Annotated in this window: 15 protein-coding genes; 7 read left to right on the forward strand and 8 right to left on the reverse strand. The window is 72.5% G+C overall.

Annotation, left to right across the window (positions count from 1 at the left end; genetic code table 11):
* Positions 1–8: 8 nt before the first annotated feature.
* Positions 9–881, reverse strand: a complete 873-nt coding sequence (locus tag ACWEN0_RS29455; RefSeq protein WP_451980511.1) for an aminoglycoside phosphotransferase family protein — start codon at positions 879–881, stop codon at positions 9–11.
* A 91-nt stretch (positions 882–972) separates the two neighbouring features.
* On the opposite strand from ACWEN0_RS29455, the gene argG reads away from it, so the two are divergent.
* Positions 973–2,427, forward strand: coding sequence for an argininosuccinate synthase (argG, locus tag ACWEN0_RS29460; RefSeq protein WP_451980514.1), 1,455 nt, complete (start codon positions 973–975; stop codon positions 2,425–2,427).
* A gap of 50 nt (positions 2,428–2,477) precedes the next feature.
* On the opposite strand, the gene ACWEN0_RS29465 is transcribed toward argG, so the two are convergent.
* The 4 genes from ACWEN0_RS29465 to ACWEN0_RS29480 all read right to left on the reverse strand — a co-directional run bounded on the left by ACWEN0_RS29465 (position 2,478) and on the right by ACWEN0_RS29480 (position 6,102).
* Positions 2,478–3,485, reverse strand: coding sequence for a medium chain dehydrogenase/reductase family protein (locus ACWEN0_RS29465; RefSeq protein WP_451980517.1), 1,008 nt, complete (start codon positions 3,483–3,485; stop codon positions 2,478–2,480).
* Between the two features lie 71 nt (positions 3,486–3,556).
* Complete coding sequence (locus tag ACWEN0_RS29470) at positions 3,557–4,126, reverse strand: TetR/AcrR family transcriptional regulator (protein WP_451980520.1); 570 nt, start codon at positions 4,124–4,126, stop codon at positions 3,557–3,559.
* A 46-nt stretch (positions 4,127–4,172) separates the two neighbouring features.
* Entirely contained in the window at positions 4,173–5,306 is a 1,134-nt protein-coding gene (locus ACWEN0_RS29475; RefSeq protein WP_451980523.1) for a permease, read from the reverse strand.
* A gap of 94 nt (positions 5,307–5,400) precedes the next feature.
* Complete coding sequence (locus ACWEN0_RS29480; RefSeq protein ID WP_451980526.1) at positions 5,401–6,102, reverse strand: S1 family peptidase; 702 nt, start codon at positions 6,100–6,102, stop codon at positions 5,401–5,403.
* Between the two features lie 418 nt (positions 6,103–6,520).
* Between ACWEN0_RS29480 and ACWEN0_RS29485 the strand changes: the two genes are divergently transcribed.
* From ACWEN0_RS29485 to ACWEN0_RS29505, 5 genes are all read left to right on the forward strand, one after another.
* Positions 6,521–7,111, forward strand: a complete 591-nt coding sequence (locus ACWEN0_RS29485; protein ID WP_451980529.1) for a DUF6801 domain-containing protein — start codon at positions 6,521–6,523, stop codon at positions 7,109–7,111.
* A gap of 197 nt (positions 7,112–7,308) precedes the next feature.
* A complete protein-coding gene (locus ACWEN0_RS29490) occupies positions 7,309–7,896 on the forward strand; it encodes a papain-like cysteine protease family protein (RefSeq protein ID WP_451980532.1) in 588 nt (195 codons plus the stop codon).
* A complete protein-coding gene (locus ACWEN0_RS29495; RefSeq protein WP_451980535.1) occupies positions 7,893–8,660 on the forward strand; it encodes a hypothetical protein in 768 nt (255 codons plus the stop codon). Before ACWEN0_RS29490 ends, ACWEN0_RS29495 begins: the two co-directional genes overlap by 4 nt.
* 68 nt (positions 8,661–8,728) lie before the next feature.
* A complete protein-coding gene (locus tag ACWEN0_RS29500) occupies positions 8,729–9,760 on the forward strand; it encodes an Lrp/AsnC family transcriptional regulator (protein WP_451980538.1) in 1,032 nt (343 codons plus the stop codon).
* Positions 9,761–9,795: 35 nt separating this feature from the next.
* Positions 9,796–11,037, forward strand: a complete 1,242-nt coding sequence (locus ACWEN0_RS29505) for an FAD-binding protein (RefSeq protein ID WP_451980540.1) — start codon at positions 9,796–9,798, stop codon at positions 11,035–11,037.
* Here the strand turns inward: ACWEN0_RS29505 and ACWEN0_RS29510 are convergent.
* Positions 11,024–13,141, reverse strand: coding sequence for a BTAD domain-containing putative transcriptional regulator (locus ACWEN0_RS29510; protein ID WP_451980543.1), 2,118 nt, complete (start codon positions 13,139–13,141; stop codon positions 11,024–11,026). The genes ACWEN0_RS29505 and ACWEN0_RS29510 overlap by 14 nt on opposite strands.
* Before the next feature lie 187 nt (positions 13,142–13,328).
* On the opposite strand from ACWEN0_RS29510, the gene ACWEN0_RS29515 reads away from it, so the two are divergent.
* On the forward strand, positions 13,329–13,763 hold the full coding sequence (locus ACWEN0_RS29515; RefSeq protein ID WP_451980546.1) for a DUF6294 family protein: 435 nt from the start codon (positions 13,329–13,331) through the stop codon (positions 13,761–13,763).
* 21 nt (positions 13,764–13,784) lie between these two features.
* On the opposite strand, the gene ACWEN0_RS29520 is transcribed toward ACWEN0_RS29515, so the two are convergent.
* Positions 13,785–14,126, reverse strand: a complete 342-nt coding sequence (locus tag ACWEN0_RS29520) for a cytoplasmic protein (protein ID WP_451980549.1) — start codon at positions 14,124–14,126, stop codon at positions 13,785–13,787.
* Between the two features lie 114 nt (positions 14,127–14,240).
* The gene (locus ACWEN0_RS29525; RefSeq protein WP_451980552.1) at positions 14,241–14,648 is read right to left on the reverse strand and encodes a hypothetical protein; all 408 of its coding nucleotides are present in this window, start codon (positions 14,646–14,648) and stop codon (positions 14,241–14,243) included.
* Positions 14,649–14,670: the final 22 nt, after the last annotated feature.

The raw sequence follows: 14,670 nt of genomic DNA on the forward strand, positions 1-14,670 counted from the left end.
CGGCGTGCTCACGGGGCGGGGCGGCAGCCCAGCTCCGTGAGCACGTACCGCGCGTTGGCCGAGATGACCGGGTTGGTGCGGCGGTAGTACGGGAGCTGGATCACGGCCATCGACAACGCCCGGCCGCGGCCGCGCGCCCAGGTGGCGTCGTCGGGGGCCACGGCGTCGCGGAAGGCGTCCCGGGTGTCCGCGGTCAGCAGGTTCCACGCGGGGATCAGGTCGATCGCCGGGTCTCCGAGGCCCGCGGTCGCCCAGTCCAGGACGCCGGTCAGCCGGCCGTCGCGCAGCAGCAGGTTGCTCGGCATCAGGTCCCCGTGCACCCAGTGCGGCGGCCCGGTCCACGGGGGAGCGCCGAGTGCTTCGTCCCACACCGCCAGCGCGGCCGCCGGGTCGAACGGCTCGCCGGTGCGGCTCAGCTCGGCGATCGCCTCCCGGGTGGCCGAATCCACTGTGGACAGCGGTCGTCCGCGACGGGCCGGCGGACCCGCTGCCCGGTTCGCCCGGACCGCCAGGACGAACTCCGCCAGGCCGCGGGCCGCGCGCCCTTCGAGCGCCGGTGAGCCGTCGAGCCAGCCGTGCACGGCCCACGGCCAGGGGTACCCCTCGGCCGGCTCGCCGACCGCGACGACGGCCGGGACCGCCACCGGCAGGTCACCCAGGGTGCCGAGGACCCGGCGTTCTCGCTCGATGTCGGCGGTGCCGCCCGGGGTGAGCGGCAGTCGCACGGTCAGTGCGCTGCCCAGGCGGTACACCGCGTTGACCGTGCCGCCGGAGGCCAGGGGAGTGACCGGCAGCTCCGCCCAGCGGGGGAACTGCCCGCGCACCAGCCGCCGGACCAGGGCGGTGTCGATGGCGTGCTCGTCGGCGTGCATCCGGCCCATGTGATCACCGAACCACGCACGTCAACGGGGTTTCCGTGACGCCGGGCACCCCGGATTGCACGACGATGCATGGCCGTGCATAATCATTCGCATGTCCAAGGTGCTCACTTCCCTGCCCGTCGGCGAGCGTGTCGGTATCGCCTTCTCCGGTGGCCTCGACACTTCCGTAGCGGTCGCGTGGATGCGCGACAAAGGCGCGGTCCCCTGCACCTACACCGCCGACATCGGCCAGTACGACGAGCCCGACATCGAGTCGGTCCCCGGCCGGGCCGGGCAGTACGGCGCCGAGATCGCCCGCCTGGTCGACTGCAAGGAAGCCCTCGTCGAGGAGGGGCTCGCGGCGCTGACCTGCGGCGCGTTCCACATCCGCACCGGCGGCCGCAACTACTTCAACACCACCCCGCTCGGCCGCGCGGTCACCGGCACGCTGCTGGTGCGCGCGATGCTCGAGGACGACGTCCAGATCTGGGGCGACGGCTCCACCTACAAGGGCAACGACATCGAGCGGTTCTACCGCTACGGCCTGCTGGCCAACCCCTCCCTGCGCGTCTACAAGCCGTGGCTCGACGCGGACTTCGTCACCGAGCTCGGTGGCCGCAAGGAGATGTCGGAGTGGCTGCTGGCCCACGACCTCCCGTACCGCGACAGCACCGAAAAGGCCTACTCGACCGACGCCAACATCTGGGGCGCCACGCACGAGGCGAAGTCCCTGGAGCACCTGGACACCGGGATCGAGATCGTCAAGCCGATCATGGGCGTGGCGTTCTGGGACCCCGAGGTCGAGATCGCGACCGAGGACGTCACGATCGGCTTCGAGCAGGGCCGGCCGGTGACGATCAACGGCAAGGAGTTCGCCACCGCCGTCGACCTGGTGCTGGAGGCCAACGCCATCGGCGGGCGGCACGGGCTGGGCATGTCCGACCAGATCGAGAACCGGATCATCGAGGCCAAGAGCCGCGGCATCTACGAGGCGCCGGGCATGGCGCTGCTGCACGCGGCCTACGAGCGGCTCGTCAACGCCATCCACAACGAGGACACCCTCGCCAGCTACCACAACGAGGGCCGCCGCCTCGGCCGGCTGATGTACGAAGGCCGCTGGCTCGACCCGCAGGCCATGATGCTGCGCGAGTCGCTGCAGCGCTGGGTCGGCACCGCGATCACCGGCGAGGTGACGCTGCGGCTGCGCCGCGGCGAGGACTACTCCATCCTGGACACCACCGGCCCGGCGTTCAGCTACCACCCGGACAAGCTGTCGATGGAGCGGACCGAGGACTCGGCGTTCGGCCCGGTCGACCGGATCGGCCAGCTGACCATGCGGAACCTCGACATCGCCGACTCGCGGGCCAAGCTCGAGCAGTACGCGAGCCTCGGCATGGTCGGCGGCACCTCGCACACGCACCCGAAGCTGATCGGCGCCGCCCAGGCCGCGTCGACCGGCCTGATCGGCGCGATGTCTGAGGGCGGCGCCCAGCAGATCGCCTCGCGCGGCAAGACCGACGACGTCGAGCTGCTCGACAGCGCCGCGATGGAGTTCGGCACGGACTGATCCGCAGGACCCGAAGGCCACCACGTCCGCCGTGGTGGCCTTCGGTGCGTTCAGGGGACGAGCACGACCTTGCCGGTGACCGTGCCGGATTCGGCCAGGGTCAACGCCTTCGCGGCTTCGGTGAGCGGGATGCGCGCGGCGACCTGGGCCTGCAGGGTGCCGGCGACGGCGAGGTCGAAGACGGCCGTCAGGTCTTCGGCGAGCTTCGCGCGGAAGCGGTCGAGGTTCCGCTTGCCGCCCCAGACGTTGAAGAAGTGCGCGTGGCGGCGGTTCGGCAGCACGTTCCACCACAGCAGCCGCGCGAACAGCTTCAGCACCGGCAGCCGCGAGTTGCCCGGGTCGTCCTTCGTGGCCGCGCTGCCGTAGGCGACCAGCGTTCCGCCGGGGGCGAGCAGCCGGAACGAGTCGACGACGCCGGGCCCGCCGACGTGGTCGAACACGGCGTCGACGCCCCGCGGCGCCAGCGCGCGGACCTGCGCCGGGATGTCGCCGCGGTAGTCGACGTGGGTCGCGCCGAGCGCGGTCACGACGTTCTCGTTGCGCGCCGACGCGGTGCCGATGACGGTGATGCCCGCGGCCCGGGCGAGCTGGACGAGCGTCGTGCCGACGCCGCCGCTCGCGCCGTGGACGAGGATCGTCGCGCCGGTCTTCACCTTCGCGATCCGGTGCAGCATCTGCCACGCCGTGATGCCGTTGACCACGAACGTCTCGGCTTCGGCGGCGTCCAGGCCGGCCGGGACCGGGACGAGGTCGGCGGCGGGCAGGACGAGATGGCTGGTCCAGCCGCCGATCTTGGTCATCGCGGCGACGCGGCGCCCGACGAGCGCGGGGTCCTCGGCTTCGAGCACCGTGCCGACCACGTCGTACCCGGGCACGAAGGGGAAGGCCGGCTGGTCGTAGTACTTGCCGCGGCGCATCTGCTGCTCGGCGAAGGAGACGCCGCTCGCCTCGACGCGGACCAGGGCCTCGCCGGCGCCGGGCCGCGGGATCTCGCGGTGCTCGACCCGCAGGCCCTCGGGCTCGACGAGGCCGGGGAGGACGATTTCGGTGGTGGTCATGACGGTTCCTTCCGGTCGTGAGTGACTGGTCAATCACTCATCGGGCGTGAAAAACGGACTTCGGGTGGGGCTCAGTTCTTGCCGGGGTGGCGGATGCCGGCCGACAGCACGGCCGCCCAGTCGCCGGCGTGGTCGTCGAGGTCGAGGGTGGCGATCAGGTGGCAGAGCTGGCCGTAGGCGATGAAGCGCTGCACCTGGTCGTCCGGCGCGCCGGAGCGGGACCGGGCGAGCTCGGTGACCTTCTCGAGGCCGCGACGCACGGCGTCGGCGATCTCGGGGGTGTCGGCCGCGGACTGGGCGTGCACCTGCAGCATGAGCAGGTTCCGGTCGGCGATCAGTTCGGCGTAGGCGCCGCCCATCTCGTAGAGGATCTTCTCGGGGGCCTCGCCGTCGGCCCGCGCGGCGCCGTTGGAGAGCGCGTGGGCCACGAGCTCGAAGCACCGGTCGAGCGCGGCGACGAACAGGGAAACCTTGCTGGGGAACAACTTGAAGACGTAGGCGGGGGAGATGTCGGCCTTCGTGGCCACCGCGCTGATCGGCGTGCTGTGGTAGCCGCCGCGGGCGAACTCGGCGATGGCCGCGTCGACCACGACGTCCCGCCGGGCGTCGGAGGTGGAGAGGGTGGCACCGCGCTTCGTCATGTGAGTGACTGTACACTCACTCTGGCCGGGAACGCAAACCCGCCGGTCAGCCGGGGGAGCCGCCCATCATCCGGAGCATCCCGGCGCCGCCGGTGCGGAAGAACCGCGTCACCAGTGCCGCCGCCAGCAGCAGGAACGCGAGGTCGAGCCACGTCGTGTAGTTCCACGAGATGCCCTCGTGCATGACCGTCGCCGACCGCGTGGCCGGGATCAGGCCCGTCGCGCCGAACAGCAGCTCGACGACGTACCCCGCGCCCACCATCGCCGCGTAGAACGTGCCGAGCAGCACCAGGGTCATGCGGGCGCCGTAGTACTTCCGGTAGATGTTCAGGATCGGGAGGATCAGCAGGTCCGCGAAGAGGAATGCGACCACACCGCCGAAGCTGATGCCACCGTTCCACAGCACCGCCGCCAGCGGCACGTTCCCGATCGAGCAGACGAACGCGAGGATCGCGACGACCGGGCCGATGAGCGGACCCCAGACCGCCGACGCCACCGGGTGGCCGGTGAAGAACAGCGCCTGCCACCACTCCCGCGGCACCCACGCGCCGACCGCGCCCGCGATCAGCAGCCCGATCACCAGGTCGCGCAGGATCGCCGCCCACTCCATGACGAACACGTGCGCCACCGCGGTGAAGCCGTCGGCGGAGAACAGCCGCCGCGTGAACGTCCCCGGGCCCTGGACGGACATGTCCATCGCCGCGTGGCCCTCCATCGAGCCCGCGACACCCTTGTCGGCCTGTTCACGGGCCTTCTCCAGCAAGTGCCGGCGGACGAAGATCCGGAACAGCACCGCGAGCAGCACGATCATGATCGGCCCGCCGACGAACTCGGCCGCGGTGAACTGCCAGCCCATCAGCAGCGCGAGGATGATCCCCAGCTCGACGACCAGGTTCGTCGAGCCGATCTCGAACGCCATCGCGGCGGTGAAGTGCGCGCCCCGCCGGAACAGCGACCGCGCCAGCGCGACCGCGGCGTACGAGCAGGACGACGACGCGGCGCCCAGCAGCGACGCCACGGCGAGGGTGCGCGGCCGGTCGTCGCCCAGCAGCCGCACGATCGTCGACTTCCGCACGACCGCCTGCACGACGGCGCTCAGCAGGAACCCGAGGATCAGCGCCCAGAGGATCTCCCAGGTCATCGACCCGGCCAGGGCCAGTGCTTCCCAGACTTCACCCACGAGTTCCGGATGCTATCCGTCCGCCGGGGCGACGGCCACGCGAGAGCGCCCGCCACGTCCACAGTGGACGCGACGGGCGCTCCCGGGTGGTGGCTCAGACACCCGCGGTGGAGGAGATCCAGTCGCGGTACTTCGTGACGTTGATGTAGGCGGTGTAGGACTGGCGGTCGCTGGTGGAGGCGACGCCGACCTGCTTGCCGTTCGCGTACATCGGGCCGCCCGAGTCGCCGCCCGCGGTGATGCCGTCGCCGCGGTTCGCGCACACCGAGGTGCCGGCCGCGCCGTCCGGGCAGTCGATCGAGGTGACGCTGACCTTGGCCACCTTGAGCAGCTGCGACTGGCACTCGATCTCCGGCTTGTCGGTGCAGGTCGCCCCCCAGCCGTAGACCTCGGCCTGGTCGCCGACCTTGACGTCGCCCTCGCTGCCCAGCGGCGCGTAGTCGGTCTGGACCTGCTGGTCGATCTGCACCAGCGAGATGTCGGCGTCCGGCGACTCGTGCACGGACGTGGCGTTGACCGTGGTGCCCTTGGTCTGGTCCAGGTCGCCGACGTGGAAGCTGATCGGCTTGCCGTCCGCGCCCTGCGTGCAGTGGCGCGCGGTGAGGATCCAGTCCGGCGCGATGATCGTCGCCGAGCAGATTTCCTGACCACCCGCGAACATCCGGGCGGCCGAGTGGAGCGAGTCCGCGGTGCTGCCGTCGATGATGGCCGGCTGGGCGGCCAGCGACGGTGCCGCGGCCGCGAGGGCCGAGAACAAAACGCCCGAGACGAGGACGCCGGTTCGCGCGATACGCACTTTGGGATCAACCTCCATCCGCGGACCGGAGCCGCGCGGTGACGTGTGGTGAAGTACGCACCCACCGTCACTGCTGTGGGTGAATCTCCGAAACCCGCCGATAGTCGGTTGATCCAAAACGCGACTTTCGTCGTGCGCTGTCCGGCCCAGCCGTGAGACCACGCGATCGCCTGCGACGAGGTCGGGGCGGCGGCGAGCGTGGCCGCTACGCGGGCCCTACACCCGCGCTCTCGTGATGCTGACGCGCGTGAGTGCCGGAACGCCGGAAACTGTCACGCGCGAACCACCGCGTGACAAAAAACAAAGCGCGTCACGTCGAGTCGCATGACAAATTCCCGGCTCACGGAAATGCGTATTGGCCGGTTGGGAACTTTCCGCCTAGCATCCGAATCGCCGTTCGACGACGAAAGGAACCGACATGACGGAAACCCTGGTGCGGAAAAGGCGATTCCTCGGAACCGGGCTCGCCGCGCTGCTGGCGGGCGTGGTGGCCGTCGTTTCCGCGGGACCGGCCGCGGCGGCCGAGAAAACGCTCACCTACAAAGGCGGCTTCCCGCTCATCGGCGACCAGCAGGTGACCGTCGTCGTGAAGGCCGACATCCCGGCGACCGCGACCGCGGGCACGCCGGTTTCGGTGCCGTTCAGCCTGGACGTCGACGCCGGGCAGGCGGCCGGGGACGGCCTGCGCCTGGTCGGCGCCACGAAGGTCTCGGGCACGATCAAGTCCGAGGTGAACGTCGCGATCGGCGGCCAGTCGGTCGCGATCCCGGTCGAGCTGCCGATCCCGGAGACGCCCGTCCCGGCCGAAGGCAGCCTGAAGTTCACCGCGCAGGGCCAGGTCGACTTCACCGTCCCGGCGGGCACCCCGGCCGGCGAAGCGACCAGCAGCGTCGGCTCCGCGGCGACCACCCACGTCGCCACCGACAGCAGTCTCGGCGAGTTCGACGTCGACCTCACACTCGACCCGCCGGGCCAGGACGCCACCCTCGGCACCACGACGATCGGCTGACCCGCCGGCGCCGGCCCGCCGGAATCCGTCCGGCGGGCCGGAGCCGATGCCGGAATCCGGCACCCGGGAAATGCCGGGATCCGCCGGAAACCGTTCCCTCCCAACGTGATCCTCCCTTAGTAGGTACCGGGACACCGGGCGTGCGCGGAGTATTTCTCGCCACCACGTCGAATCGTCACCGACTGGAGGACCACTTCGTGAAAACCACTTCAGGAGTCCTTCGTGGACTCGCCGCGGTTTCGGCCGCCGCGGCCCTCGTCGTCGCGGTGCAGGCACCCGCCGCCGCGGCCGCCGCCCGGACCGATCTCGGCATCAGCATGCAGGCCCAGCAGAAGGACCAGTGGTGCTGGGACGCCAGCGGAAACACGATCGCCGACTACTGGGGACACACGCTTTCCCAAACCCGGTTCTGCCAGATCGCGCACAACGAATCGGGCAGCGACTGCGCCGACAACCAGGGCTACCTGTCCGACCAGCAGCGGGTTTTCCGCTATCTCGGCTTCTCGAACATCGGGTCGTACAACTCGAACGGGCAGGTGCTTTCCTTCACGACCATCAAGAACCAGATCGACGCGGGGCAGCCGATCGGCACCCGCATCGGCTGGCGCTCGGGCGGCGGCCACATGCACGTCCTGTACGGGTACGACAACTCCGGCGGCGCCACCCGCGTCGAATACGGCGATCCGTGGCCGGACAACAGCCGCTACAACTCGATGAACTACGACACCTACCGCTCCAACAACCAGTTCCAGTGGACCCACACGCTGTACGGGATCGAGGGATGAGCGTGCTGAAGAAGGCGATGGGCGCGGCCGTGCTGGCCGGCGCCGCGATGCTCACCACGGCCGGCGCCGCCGGCGCGGCGACCGGGCCCGCCGGCACCCGGACCGCGGCCGACACCGCCGCGATCGGCCAGGTCGCCGGTGGTCAGGCCACCCTCGACCGCCTGACGACGACCCGGTTCCCGGGCGCCCACGCGGCGGCCGCGGCGTCGCGGGCGAACGCGGACGCGCGCACCCAGGTCGCCGTCTACGAACCGACGGCCGCCTTCGTCGCCGGGACGTCGGACGTCCCGGCCGCGCTCGCCTACGTCGCGGTGCCGGCCCGCACCGGCGACGGCACCACCGCCACGGTCTGGGCCGAGCGCCAGGGCCCGGCCTGGACCGTCGTCAACGTCGCGTCCGGCGACTACGAGCAGAAGTACGCCCAGGCCGCGGCCGGCGGCTACCTCCTGCACGAGCCGCAGGTCAACGCCTGGTACGCGGTGCACGGCGAAGCCGTCACGGTGCTGGACGGCTCGGTCACCGGCCTGGCCGCGGGCACGAAGCTGACGCTGGCGGACTACCGCGCGGCGCTGCACCAGCGGTACGCGGACAAGCTGCCGGGCTCGGCCTACGACCGCGACGGCGCGGGCGGCGGCTATGGCGGCCGCGAGCGGGCGGTCCCGGCCGCCGGCTCGGACGGCGTCCCGGTGCTGCCGTTCGTGCTCGGCGGCGCGCTCGTGCTGGTCGCGGGGGCGGTCGTGGCGCCACGGCTGCGCCGGCAGTAGGACGGCGGGGGCCGCCGGCGCGTCCGGCGGCCCCTTGGCAGGTGATCATGATCGGGGCACAATGCGCCATGCCCGAACCTTGCCCCGCGCAGCCGGAACCGGCGCGGCTGAGCGGCTCGGACCTCGCGCTGGTCGAGGCACTGCAGCGCGATCCCCGGGCGCCGTGGACGCGGATCGCCGCCGCCGTCGGCACCGACGCGACCACGGCCGCCCGCCGCTGGGACCGGCTGCAGGCCGCCGGGCTGGCCTGGCTCACCGCGTACGCCACGGCCCCGACGACCACGGTCGGCTACGTCGACCTCGCGTGCCGCCCGGACGCGCTGGCCGACCTGACGCGGGAGCTGTGCGGCTGGCCGTCGGTGTTCAGCGTCGAGCGCACGACCAGCCGGTTCTCGCTGTTCCTGAGCCTGGCCGCCCGTGACCTCGACGCCCTGGACGGGCTGGTCACCGGCCGGCTCGGCGCCCTGCCGGGGGTGCGCGAGGTCCGGTTCGCCGTCGCGACGCGGGTCTACCGCGAGGGCAGTGGCTGGCTGGTGAACGCGCTGGCCCCCGAGCAGCGCGCGGTGCTGGACGAGACGGCCGTGCAGGCCCGGCTGGTCGTCCCGCAGCAGTGGAACGACCGGGACCTGCGCGCGCTGGTCGAGTCCCTCGGCGAGGACGGGCGGCGCAGCTACGCCGAACTGGCCCGAGACTGCCGGATGAGCGAGTCGGCGGTGCGGCGCACGCTCGCGCGGATGCTGCGCAACCACGAGCTGGACTTCCGCTGCGACCTCGCGCACGTCCCGGCGGGCTGGCCGGTGATCGCGGGCTACCGCCTCGACGTCGCCGCCGGGGACCTGGACCGCGCGGGCACGGCGATCGCGCACCTGCCCGAGACCCGCCTTGCGGCCGCGGTCGTGGGGGAGGGCAACCTCGTGGTGTCGGCGTGGCTGCGGGAACCGGCCGGCTGCACGGGCTACGAGACGCGGCTGGCGGCCGTCGCGCCCGGCGCGCGGGTGCTCGACCGCGCGATCACGGTGCGGATGCCGAAGCGGATGGGCCGGCTGCTCAGCCCGCACGGCCTCGGCGGCACCCACCAGGCGATCATCCCCGCGCGCTGAGCCGGTCCCGATCGGCGGCTGGGTAGGGTCGTGGGGTGAGCGAGTCGAACTGGGCGGGCAACCACACCTACGCGGCGGACGCGGTGATCACCCCGCGGACCCTCGACGAGGTGCGCGCCGCCGTGGTCGCCGCCCCGCACGTCAAGGCGCTGGGCAGCCGGCACTGCTTCACCGACATCGCGGACGCGCCCGGCGGCGTCCTGCTGGACCTGAGCGCCCTGGACGTCCCGGTCGAGATCGGCGACGGCACCGTGACGGTGAGCGGGTCCGCGCGCTACGGCGACTTCGCCGCCCAGCTGCACGAAGCCGGGTTCGCGCTGCCGAACCTGGCTTCGCTGCCGCACATCACGGTGGCCGGCAGCGTCGCGACCGGCACCCACGGTTCCGGCCGGCGGCAGCCCGGGCTCGCCTCGGCCGTCTCGGCGGTGGAGCTGGTCACCGCGAACGGCGAGCTGCGGACGTTCACGCGCGCGCACGACGAATTCCCGGGGCTGGTCGTCGGTCTCGGCGCCTTCGGCGTCGTCACGCGCTTGACGCTCGACCTCGTGCCCACCTTCGACGTCCGCCAAGACGTCTTCGACGGCCTGCCGTGGGAGGCCGCGTTCGAGCACTTCGACGAGATCGAAAACGCCGGCTACAGCGTCAGCATGTTCACGAACTGGGTCAACGCCACGATCGACCAGGTCTGGATCAAGAGCCGGGTCTACGCCTTCACCGAACGGAGCGAGGTGTTCGGCGCGGTGCCGGCCGACGGGCCGCGGCACCCGGCCCACGCCGCCGGGATCGCGGCCGGCAACTGCACACCGCAGCAGGGCGTTCCGGGTCCGTGGCACGAGCGGCTGCCGCACTTCGCGCTCGCCTTCACCCCGAGCGTCGGCGACGAGCTGCAGTCGGAGTACTTCGTGCCGTACCGGGACGCGGTCGCCGCGCTGAAGGCGGTCCGGGAGATCGGCGACGTCCTCGCGCCGGTGCTGCTGGTGTCGGAGATCCGCGCGATCGCGGGCGACCGGTTGTGGCTGAGCCCGTGCCACGGTGGCGACCGCGTCGCGCTGCACTTCACCTGGCAGCCGCGGCAGGCCGAGGTCGAAGCCGTGCTGCCCGTTCTCGAGGAACGGCTGGCCCCGTTCGGCGCCCGCCCGCACTGGGGCAAGCTCTTCCACACGGCGGCGGGGCACTACCCGCGACAGGACGATTTCGGTGCGCTGGCGGGGAAACTCGACCCGGCGGGCAAGTTCCGGAACCCGTTCCTCACGCGCCACGTCTTCAGCGCGCGCTGAAGGTCCGGGCCTCCTCGGCCGCCGCCTCGCGCTCGCGGTGCGCGGCCACCGCGTCCCCGCTGTCGCCGCGGCGGTCCAGTGCTTCGGCGTGGCGACGGCGGGAGAACACCACGGCCGGCCAGTGGGCCAGGGCCAGGTTGTGCTGCACCGCCGCTCGCAGGTGGGCCACCGCCCGGTCGAGGTCGCCCGTGGTCAGGGCCGCCGTGCCCAGCGGGTAGTGGACCGAGCCGAAGCAGGCGATCGCGAGGCTCGCCATCGCCGGCAGGTGGCCGAACGGGCGCAGCAGCTCCGAGACCCGCGCCGCCGTCTCCGTGTCGTCCAGCAGGTAAGCGGTTTCCGCGGCGCCGCACAGGGAAATCAGCCACGTGCTCGACCGCGGCAGCGCGCCCAGGTCGCCGCCGCACAGGCGGGCCAGCGCGCCCGCCGCGGTCCGGCGGTCGCCGGCGGAGGCCGCCGCCACGGCCAGCGCCGCGTAGTACGAGTTGTCGATCGCGCTGAGCGTGGGGGAGTGCATCAGCCCGTCCAGCACCGGCACCAGGTCGCCGAGCCGGCCCTGGAACCAGCGGATCGCCACCAGCTGCGCGCCGTACCAGCCGAGCGCGTCCAGGTCGCCCGCCGCCTGCCCGAGCTCCGCGCACGCCTGCGCGCCCTCCTCGGCCTCGCGGAAGCGGCCCGCGCGGATCGCGAGCATGACCTTCACCGCGTCGGCGACGAACCCGGCCGCGAGGTGTTTTCGTTCCGCCAGCAGGTCTTCGAGTTCGCCGAGCCGCCGTTCCGCGTGCGGGTCGCCGGCCAGGAAGAGGTCGACGGTTTCCCACACCACGCCCATCACGAGGTCCGTCCGCCGCCCGGACCTGCCGCTGACCCCGACCAGTTCGGTCGCGAGCGAGTGCCGCAGCGCCGTGTGGTCCGGGCCGAGCAGGCAGTGGTGGGCCAGGCTCAGCGCTTCGGCGTGCGCGACCGGGTCGTCTTCGGCGCGGGTCCGGGCGACCACGGCGAGGATCCGGCCGGACTTCCCGTCCTGGTAGTCCTCTTCGCCCGCGAGCCGGGCCTGGAGGCGGCGGGCGAGCGGGGCCGCCGGATCCAGCCGGTCCAGGGCGAGCCGCAGCCGGGTGAGCAGCGACGCCGACGCGGCGGCCGTCCGGTGTTCGTGCACCCACACCCCGCCGAGACCGAGTGCCGCGCGGGCCATCGCGTCGACGTCCCCGGCCTGCTCGGCGCGGCGGTAGGCGGTTTCGAAGTGCTCCCGGCTGGTCCGCAGGTCGCCGTCCTCGAGCAGGGCGTGCTCCCCGGCGGCGAGGGCGTCGTCCGGGACGGTCGCCACGATCCCGGGCCGGACCGCGAGCAGCCCCGGGTCGTGGGCGAGGACCTGCCGGTGCACCTGGGTCAGCACGGGTGACGGTTCCACCCCGGACGCGGTGATCAGCCCGTGCCGGGCCCGGCGGAACGCCTCCAGCGCGTCACCCTGGCGCCCGGCGCGGTAGAGCGCCGTCATCAGCTGCGCCCACAGGCGTTCGTGCCCGGGGAACGCCGCGGTCAGCGACTCCAGCTCCGCGATCAGCCCGATGTCCTCGCCGGTCGCGAGATCGGCGTCGATCCGGTCCTGGACGGCGTTGTGGCGCAACCGTTCCAGCCGCATCCCTTCGGCACGCAGGGCTTCGACGCCGTCGAACTCCTCGTACGCGCTGCCGCGCCACAACGCCAGCGCGGCGGACAGGTGCCGGCGCGCGGCACCGGGCTCACCCGCCGCGAGCGCCCGCCGCCCCTCGACGGCGAGCTGCTCGAACCGCGCCGCGTCGAGTGCTTCCGGGGCCAGGTGCAGCACGTACCCCGGCGAGCGGGTCAGGATCAGCCGCGGGTCCACGGTGCCGCGCAGCCGCGAGAGGTACGTCCGCACGGTCCGGTCCGCGTGCTCGGGCGGCTGCTCGCCCCACAGCGCGCGGCCGAGCGCGCGAACGCTCACGACGCGGCCGGCTTCCGCGGCGAGCACCGCGAGGAGGGCGCGCAGGCGGGGCCCGCCGACGTCCCGCGGTGCTCCGCCGATCCGGACCTCGAACGGTCCCAGCACTCCGAGGTCCACTCCGTCGGTGGTGTTCCCGGCCATCCCCGCCCCTTCGCCGCGGACGCGTCCGCGCTCTGGCGTACAAGAGCCGGCCGGGGGCCGCGAGATACGTCGACAGGACGGAAAAGTGGCGTCGACGAAGTGTCGACGGTCTGTCGACGGGAGCTGCCAGGCTCGGCAGCCGCGGACCGGAGGAGTCCGCAGCCATCGGTTGTTCGGGAGGACATCCATGAAACGCACGATTCGGGGCCTGGCCGGGGTTTTCGCCGTCGCGGGGGCGGGTGCCGCGGTGCTCGCGGCCGCACCGGCGGCGGACGCCGCGGCACCGGCCGCGGTGTCGGTGAAAAGTGCTACTTGGGGCCAGCTGCACAAGGGCGACTGCGAGCAGGACAACGGCACCATGGTGATCCGGTCGGACGGCACGGGGGACTGGAGCGCGACGACGCTGACGTTCCAGACGCACTCCGGTGACGTCTGGCACGCGGACTTCGACTTCAAGACCACTGCCGGCACGAAGCTGTTCCACGAGGGCACGTTCGACAGCCCGGTGATGAACGACGGGAACCCGCCGCCGCGGTACTTCTGGACCCGGCACTTCACCTACGACCCGTCGCTGTTCGGCGCGGTCGACATCTTCAAGACGATCCAGACGTACAACTGCTGACCGGAGGGCGCCGCCCCGGGCTCACGCTTCGGCGGGGCCCAGGGCGGTGCCCGCGGCCGTCGTGCCGGGTTCCTTCAGTTCGACGAAGAACGAGTGCGTCGGCGTGGTCCCGACGTTCTCGCCCGAGTGTTCCTGCGCCGCCACCCAGCGCACCGCGCCGGCGGGCAGGTCGACGCGGACCTCATCTCCGCTGGCGGAGATGCGGCGGCTGAACGCGCTCAGCGTGACCATGACAGTGTCGGGGTGCCGGTGCGGCGCGGTCCGGTCGCCGGGGCCGTCCCGGTACTCGAGGACCCGCACCCGCTCGTTCTCCAGGACCACCCGGTACAGCTCGGGGTTGGTTTCGGCCGGATCTCCGGTCATGGCCGCCCACGACCTGCTCACGCGGGGGTGAGTCGCCGACGGTCGAGGACGCCGCGGCGGCGGCCGTGCTGGCGGGGTCGGCGCAGGCGATCCTGCGCGCGGCGGTGGAGCCGGCTAGCTGATCGGCACCGTCGCGACGCAGGACGCCGTGCCGTTGTCGAACTTCATGGACGCCGTTCCGCGGGCGGTGGCCGGGATCGCCAGGCCGTCGGGCAGGGTCTGGCTGTGCTCACCGTTCGTCGCCGGGCTGACGCGGCTGTAGATCGTGTGCGTCGTGATGCCGTCGAAGTAGGAGATCCGCAGCAGCTGGGTGCCGACGTCGCCGATGTACGGGCCCGCCGTCGTGATCGCGCTCAGCGGCCGGTGGTAGCCGCCGGAGGTTTCGTACCGCAGCGTGAACGTCCCGGCGAAGCCGCCGGAGTGGCAGGTGCTCGTCACCTGCTTGACCGTCGCCGCCTGGGCCGGGGCCGCCAGGACCGTGGCCAGCATCGCGACGAGCCCCGCCCGCACCGCAGTCTTCATCCGTTCCTCCGTCTCGGTTCCC

The organism is Amycolatopsis sp. NPDC004378, from assembly GCF_053602455.1.